Source organism: Streptomyces sp. NPDC090045 (genome assembly GCF_044747975.1).
Taxonomy (GTDB): Bacteria; Actinomycetota; Actinomycetes; order Streptomycetales; family Streptomycetaceae; genus Streptomyces.
Map to the genome: position 1 here is coordinate 85,069 of NZ_JBIVFA010000017.1, position 7,187 is coordinate 92,255.

Sequence of the window (7,187 nt, forward strand, 5' to 3'; positions counted from 1 at the left end):
GCCGGGAGTGGCGCCATGAACTCCGTCGTCCTTTTCACCTCCGACCTCCGCCTGCACGACCACCCGCCGCTGCGCGCCGCCCTGGCGGCGGCGCACGACGTCGTGCCGCTGTTCGTCCGGGATCCCGCCGTCGACCGGGCGGGGTTCGCCGCGCCCAACCGGCTGGCCTTCCTCGCCGACTGCCTGGCCGACCTCGACGCGGGCCTGCGCGACCGCGGCGGGCGGCTCGTCGTGCGCACCGGGGACCCCGTCGCCGAGGTCCACGCCGTGGCGCGGCAGGCCGACGCGGACGAGGTGCACATGGCGGCCGGCTGCTCCCGCTTCGCCCGCGACCGCGAGGCACGGCTGCGGCACGCCCTGGAATCCGACGGCCGCCGCCTCTACGTGCACGACGGGGTGACCACCGCCGTGCCGCCCGGCGCCGTCACCCCGCAGGGATCCGACCACTTCGCCGTCTTCACCCCGTACTTCAAGCGGTGGGCCGCCGAGCAGCCGCGCACGCCCCTCGCCGCCCCCCGGGCCGTCCGGGTGGTCCGCGGGATGCGCTCCGAGGCCCTGCCCGGGCGGACCTCCGTGGCGGACGTGTCGGAGGGCCTCCCCACGGGCGGGGAGAAGGAGGGCCGCCGCCGGCTCGGTGCCTGGCTGTCCCGGCTCGCCGACACCTACGAGGAGCGCCACGACGACCTCGCGGGCGATGCCACCTCCCACCTGTCCGCGTACCTCCACTTCGGCGCCGTGTCGGCCACCGAGGCCGTCCACCGGGCGCGGGCCCGCGGCGGCGCGGGCGCGACCGCCTTCGTACGGCAGCTGTGCTGGCGGGACTTCCACCACCAGGTGCTCGCCGCCCGGCCGGAGACGGCCGTCACCGACTACCGGCCCCGGCAGGACCACTGGCGGCGCGGCGCCGAGGCGGAGGCGGACCTCCGTGCCTGGCGGGAGGGGCGCACCGGCTACCCGGTCGTGGACGCCGCCATGCGGCAACTCGCCCACGAGGGCTGGATGCACAACCGGGGACGCCTGATCGCCGCCTCCTTCCTCACGAAGACGCTGTACGTCGACTGGCGCGAGGGCGCCCGCCACTTCCTCGACCTCCTCGTGGACGGAGACGTCGCGAACAACCAGCTCAACTGGCAGTGGGTGGCCGGGACGGGGACCGACACACGGCCCAACCGGGTCCTCAATCCCGTCCTCCAGGGCCGGAGGTACGACCCCCACGGGGCCTACGTCCGCCGCTGGGTCCCCGAGCTCGCCGGCCTGCCCGCCGGGACGATCCACGAGCCGTGGAAGCTCACGGGCCCGGAACGGGACGCCTGTGCCTACCCCGACCCGATCGTGGCCCTCGCCGACGGCCTGGCCCGTTTCCGTCACGCCCGGGGCCGGGCCTGAGCCTGCCCACGGGCCGCGGCGGGGCGCAGGACGACGCACGAACGATGCGAGTTGAAGCGCCTCGTCGCCGCGCCGGAGCCTGAGGGGGCGGGAGCGGCCGAGCTCCCGGCAGCGGCGAGGAGGCGGAGTCGTCATGAGCGCAGCACCCGGCACGGCCGACGTGCTCCCGGCCGGGGCCCCGGGCGCGTTCCAGGACGCGCTCTCGGACGAGGAGATCGGCCGCGGGATCGGGCGGGGCGACGCGGACTGCTTCGCCTTGGCCCACCGGCGCTGGGGCCGCCTCGTGCACCACCTGGCCGCCCGTACGCTGGGCGACGCCGGGGAGGCCGAGGACGTCACCCAGCAGGTCTTCCTCGCGGCGTGGTCCGGCCGTGCCGGGTACGACCCGGCACGCGGGCCGGTCCCCGCCTGGCTGGTCGGCATCACCCGCCGGAAGGTCGCCGACGCGCTCACGGCCCGGACGCGCCGGCTCGACCTGGCCGTCGCGGCCGGGGCGGCCCTGCCCCCGGCCGCCGCCGCGGCGCCCGACGGGTGCGAGCGCGTCCTCGACCGCCTGCGCGTCACCCGGGAGCTCGCGCGCCTTCCGCGTGTCCAGCGAGAGGTGCTGGCCCTCGCCTTCTACGCCGACCTGACCCAGGTCCAGATCGCCGGCCGCACCGGTCTGCCGCTGGGCACGGTCAAGAGCCATTCCAGGCGCGGGCTCCAGCGGCTGCGCCGGGCCCTAGGAGGCGTCGTAGAGCCGGGAGATGAGGTCGAGGGCCTCCCGCAGGCCCCCGGGGCGCAGGGTGCCGGGTCCGGGGGCGCGGCCCGCCCAGCCCGGGCCGGCGAGCAGCATCACGGGGTGCGTCCGCGCCCCCTTGACCCCGAAGGTGCTCGCGGCGAGGTACCGGGCGAGCGCGTGATCGGCGGTGGAGCGGGCCTGGGACCAGAGCACGACGGCGGCCGGTCCCGTGCGTCGCACGGCGGCGTCCAGCGCCTCGGCGGGGACGGCCGCGCCGAACATCCGGGCCGGCAGGCCGCGTTCGCCGAGTCCCGCGGCCAGCGCCTCCAGGGGCAGGGTGTGCTGCTCGGCCGGGACGCAGGCCAGCAGCACCGGGGGAGTGGCGGTCCGGCGTTCCGCGGCGGGCGCCACGCGCCTGAGGGCGGTGGAGACGTGCCAGGACAGCAGGTGCTCCACCTCGACGTAACGGTCGCTGGAGGACTGCCACTTGCGCCCGACCGCGTGCAGGGTCGGGACCATCACCTGCTCCCAGACGGTGACCAGCCCGTGGCCCGCCATGAGGTCGCCGAGCAGCGCGTCCAGGGCCGGGCCGTCGAGGCGTACGGCGGCGCGGGCCAGCCCCCGGCTCTCCCGGAGCACGTCCCGCCCGTGGCGAACGTCCCGCTCGCCGCCCGGGCGCGAGGGCCCGCCGGCCGGTCCCGGCGGCCGGGGCGGTCCGGTCAGCAGTCCGGGTCGCGTTTCGGCTCCCCGGTCCGCGAGCGCGCCGGAGCGCCCGCCCCGTGCTGCCCGCGCGGCCTCGGCGGGCGGCACTCCGGAGGCGGTGAGCCGGCACATCTCCTCCAGCACGGCGATGTCCGCGGGGGTCCAGCGGCGGTGCCGCCCGCCCTCGTGCGCGGCGGGACCGATGCCGTACCGCTGGTCCCAGGACCGCAGGGTGGTGGGGGACACGCCCAGGTGGCGCGCCACGGCCCCCGTGGTGATGCCGTGCGTAGTCTCGGACATGCCCTCACCGTACGACGCACGAACGATGCGGGTTCACCGTTACCCGCCGATGGTCGCCGCCCGCACGCACAGCACGTCCGGCAGGTGCTCGGCCAGCAGCTGCCAGCTCTCGCCGTCGTCGTGGCTGGCGTACAGCTCGCCGTTGCGGTTGCCGAAGTAGATGCCCGCGGGGTCCGCGTCGTCCGTGCACAGCGCGTCCCGCAGGACCGTGCCGTAGTGGTCCCCGGAGGGCAGCCCCTTCGTGAGCGGCTCCCAGCTGGCGCCCGCGTCCCGGGTGCGGAAGACCCGGCACCGGTGCTCGGCGGGGACGCGGTCGGAGTCGGCGTTGAGCGGGAAGACGTAGGCGGTGTCCGGCCGGTGCGGATGGGCGGCCACCGCGAAGCCGAAGTCGGAGGGGAGCCCGCCGCCGATGTCGGTCCACCGGGCCCCGGCGTCGTCGCTGCGGTAGACGCCCCAGTGGTTCTGTAGGTACAGCCGGTCCGTGTCCCCGGCGTCCTGGGCGATCTTGTGCACGCACTGGCCGAACTCGGGGTGGGGATCCGGCAGGAACACCGCCGAGACCCCGTCGTTGGACGGTTCCCAGCTGGCCCCGCCGTCCTTGGTCCGGAACACCCCGGCGGTGGAGACGGCCACGGTCACCGCGTCCCGGTCCCCGGGATCGGTGATCACCGTGTGCAGCCCCTCCCCGCCGCCGCCCGGGACCCACTTGTCGCGGCTCGGGTGCTCCCACAGGGGGCGGACCAGCTCGAAGGACTCCCCGCGGTCCGTGGAGCGGAACAGCGCGGCCGGCTCCGTCCCCGCGTACACCACGTCCGGGGCCTCGGGCCCGGCCGGCTGCAGCTGCCAGACCCGCTCCAGGGAGGCGCCCGTGTCCTGGGGGAACTTCACGGCCGCCGAGGCCGGCTCGTGCCAGGTGGCCCCCAGGTCGTCGGAGCTGAAGACGGAAGGCCCCCAGTGCGTGCTGTCCCCGCCGACCAGCAGCCGGGGGGCCGGACCCCGGCGGTCCACGGCGACCGCGTAGACGGCCTGGGCGTTGAAGTGCGGCCCGTCGAACTCCCACGGTCCCTCCCCTCGGCGACGGCCGATGAAGAGTCCCTTCCGGGTTCCCACGAGCAGCAGTACATCGGGCATGGCCGGTACCTCCGGACCTCGTCGTCCTTGCGGGGCGTTCCTTGTGAAGCGTCTTTCCGGCCAGTCTGCACCCGCCCTCTGACAGCGGCCCGGCGGACGGCACCGGGCCGTTGATGAGCTGATCGATACCGATCATTTACTCTCCGGAAACCGTTGCTACTTGCACGTAGATATTCGGAATGGGTTGACTTCAGGCCACTGCATTTCTGCCGTCGTACGCGAGAGGACCTTTGTGGCCACCGAGCACCTGTCACCGCTCGACCTCGCCTTCTGGCGGATCGAATCCGCCGCCCACCCCATGCACCTCGGCGCCCTCGCCGTCTTCCGCACCGCCGGACCCGACGCCGCACCCGACGCCGGACCCGACGCCGGACCCGACGCCGGACCCGACGCCGGACCCGACGCCGGGCCCGGGACCGCGTCCGGGGCCGTCTCCGGGGCAGCCGAGCGCGCCGCCGCACTGCTCGCCGCCCGCTGCGCCGCCGTGCCGGGCCTGCGGCGCCGGATCCGTGACGTGCTGCTGCCGGTCGGCGCGGCCGCCTGGTCGCCGGATCCCGGTTTCGACCCGGCACGGCACGTCTTCCTCGTCCGTACCGACGAGGCGGACCCGCAGACCGCCGCCGGCCCGCTGATGGCCCGGCCGCTGGACCGGGAGCTGCCGCCCTGGGAGGCCCACGTGCTGGCCGGGCCGGACCCCGAGTCCTTCGCGGTGCTCTTCAAGTTCCACCACGCCCTCGCCGACGGCCTGGGCGCGCTGGCCCTGGCGGCCGCGCTCTTCGACGAGGGCCCGGCCCTGCGGACCTCTCCACGCCCGGTCCCCGAGCAGCGGGCCGGCTCGGCCCTGCGCCGCCTCCCCGGGACCCTGGCCGCCCGGGTCGCGGACGTCGGCCAGGCCCTGGAGATCGGCGCCGCCGTGGCCCGCTCCGGGCTGCCGCTCGGCGTACCGGCGGCCCTCACCGCGGACCCGGCCGGCAAGGGGACCCGGGCCGTCGCGGGGCTCGCCCTCGACCTGGACGAGGTCAACCTGGTCCGCAAGGCCGCCGGCGGCACCGTCAACGACGTGCTCATCTGCGTGGTCGCCGGGGCGCTGCGGCGCTGGCTGGAGGAGCGGGGCGATCCCGCGCCGACCGGTCCGGGCCCCCGCGCGCTGATTCCCGTGTCCCGCCGGGGCAGGGCCGGGTCCGGCGGCGGGAACCGGCTCTCCGGCTACCTGCTGCGGCTGCCGCTGGCCGAACGCGACCCGCTGCTGCGCCTGGACCGGATCCGGGCGGCGATGGACCGCAACAAGGACGCCGGGCCCGCCCGCGGAGCCGGGGCCGTCGCCCTGCTCGCCGACCACGTCCATCCGCTGGGCCACCGGCTCGGCGGCCCCCTCGTCGCCCAGGCCGCCCGGCTGCTCTTCGACATCCTGGTGACCAGCGTCCCGCTGCCCGGACTGACCTTCACCCTCGGCGGCAGCCGGGTCCGCGAGGTCTACCCGCTCGCCCCGCTGGCCCGCGGCCAGTCGCTGGCCGTCGCGGTGTCCACGTACAAGGGAACCGTCCACTACGGCCTGGTCGCCGACGCGGCGGCCGTCCCGGACCTGGACGCCCTGGCGGGCGCGCTGCGCGCGGAGCTCGACGCGCTTGTACGAGAGGTCTCGTAGTACGAGGAATTTCGTAGTACGGTGAGTCTCGAACTTAGCCGCCGATCCCCGGCGCGCCCGGTGACATCTGGAGCCCTGATGAGTGCTGCCCCCGCGGCCCCCGCCGCCTTCGCCGCCCTGTTCACCCCCTACACCCTCCGCTCGGTCACGGTCCCGAACCGCGTGTGGATGGCGGCGATGTGCCAGTACAGCGCCGAGGCGTTCGGCCCGAACGCGGGCGTGGCCCACGACTGGCACTTCGCGCACTACGCCGCCCGCGCCGTCGGCGGCACCGGCCTGATCATCCAGGAGGCCACCGCCGTCTCCCCGGAAGGCCGGATCACCCCCTACGACCTCGGCATCTGGAACGACACCCAGGTCGAGGCGCTGCGCCGGATCACCTCCTTCCTCAAGGCCCAGGGGACCGTCCCCGGCATCCAGATCGCGCACGCCGGCCGCAAGGCCTCCACCGACCGCACCTGGAAGGGCGGCGGCCCGGTCGGACCCGAGGCGCACGGCTGGCAGCCCGTCGCCCCGAGCACCGTCCCGTTCGGCGAGGGCAGCCACGTGCCGCACGAGCTGACGGTCGATGAGATCGCCGGGATCACCGCCCAGTTCGCGGCCGCCACCGAGCGCGCGCTCGCGGCGGGCTATGAGGTCGTCGAGATCCACGGCGCACACGGCTACCTCATCGGGGAGTTCCTCTCCCCGCACAGCAACAAGCGCACCGACGCCTACGGCGGTTCCTTCGAGAACCGGACCCGCTTCTCCCTCGAAGTCGTGGACGCCGTACGGGCGGTGTGGCCCGAGGAGCTCCCGCTGCTCTTCAGGATCTCCGCCACCGACTGGCTGGAGGAGGACGGCTGGACCGCCGACGAGACGGTGCGGCTGGCCCGGCTGCTCCAGGAGCACGGCGTGGACCTCCTCGACGTCTCCACCGGCGGGCTCGCCCCCGGGGTGTCGATCCCCGTCGGCCCGGGCTACCAGGTGCCCTTCGCCGCCCGGGTCAAGGAGGAGACCACCCTCCCCGTGGCCGCCGTCGGCCTGATCACCGAACCGGAGCAGGCCGAGAAGATCCTCGCCAACGGGGAGGCCGACGCGGTCCTGCTGGCCCGGGAGCTGCTGCGCGACCCCTACTGGGCCCGCCGCGCGGCCGCCGAGCTGGGCGCGGAGATCCGTACGCCCGAGCCGTACCACCGCTCCTGGTGACGGCGGTGGGGGGGGGGGGGGCCCGCCCCCCCCCCCGCCCGCCCCCCCCCCCCCCCGGCGCGGGGGGGGCCCGGGGGGCCGCGCGCGGGGGGCGGGGGCGGGGCCGGGGGGGGC

Annotated in this window: 5 protein-coding genes and 1 pseudogene; 4 read left to right on the forward strand and 2 right to left on the reverse strand. The window is 76.0% G+C overall.

The window, feature by feature from the left end; genetic code table 11:
• Positions 1 to 15: 15 nt before the first annotated feature.
• Together ACIPYQ_RS34380 and ACIPYQ_RS34385 are read left to right on the forward strand one after the other, a co-directional pair.
• Positions 16 to 1,386 (forward strand): cryptochrome/photolyase family protein, encoded by a 1,371-nt coding sequence (locus ACIPYQ_RS34380; protein ID WP_401258016.1) that lies wholly within the window; start codon positions 16 to 18, stop codon positions 1,384 to 1,386.
• A gap of 133 nt (positions 1,387 to 1,519) precedes the next feature.
• A pseudogene (locus ACIPYQ_RS34385) lies at positions 1,520 to 2,110 on the forward strand (sigma-70 family RNA polymerase sigma factor); the annotation flags it as partial.
• Here ACIPYQ_RS34385 and ACIPYQ_RS34390 read toward each other — a convergent pair.
• Together ACIPYQ_RS34390 and ACIPYQ_RS34395 are read right to left on the reverse strand one after the other, a co-directional pair.
• The gene (locus ACIPYQ_RS34390) at positions 2,108 to 3,109 is read right to left on the reverse strand and encodes a MerR family transcriptional regulator (RefSeq protein WP_401258017.1); all 1,002 of its coding nucleotides are present in this window, start codon (positions 3,107 to 3,109) and stop codon (positions 2,108 to 2,110) included. The pseudogene ACIPYQ_RS34385 and the gene ACIPYQ_RS34390 sit on opposite strands and share 3 nt — an antisense overlap.
• Positions 3,110 to 3,148: 39 nt before the next feature.
• Positions 3,149 to 4,240, reverse strand: a complete 1,092-nt coding sequence (locus tag ACIPYQ_RS34395; RefSeq protein ID WP_401258019.1) for a WD40/YVTN/BNR-like repeat-containing protein — start codon at positions 4,238 to 4,240, stop codon at positions 3,149 to 3,151.
• A 232-nt stretch (positions 4,241 to 4,472) separates the two neighbouring features.
• Here ACIPYQ_RS34395 and ACIPYQ_RS34400 point away from each other — a divergent pair, with 232 nt between their 5' ends.
• Together ACIPYQ_RS34400 and ACIPYQ_RS34405 are read left to right on the forward strand one after the other, a co-directional pair.
• Positions 4,473 to 5,885, forward strand: a complete 1,413-nt coding sequence (locus tag ACIPYQ_RS34400; protein ID WP_401258021.1) for a wax ester/triacylglycerol synthase family O-acyltransferase — start codon at positions 4,473 to 4,475, stop codon at positions 5,883 to 5,885.
• 78 nt (positions 5,886 to 5,963) lie between these two features.
• On the forward strand, positions 5,964 to 7,073 hold the full coding sequence (locus tag ACIPYQ_RS34405) for an NADH:flavin oxidoreductase/NADH oxidase (RefSeq protein ID WP_401258023.1): 1,110 nt from the start codon (positions 5,964 to 5,966) through the stop codon (positions 7,071 to 7,073).
• The last annotated feature ends 114 nt before the right edge of the window (positions 7,074 to 7,187 follow it).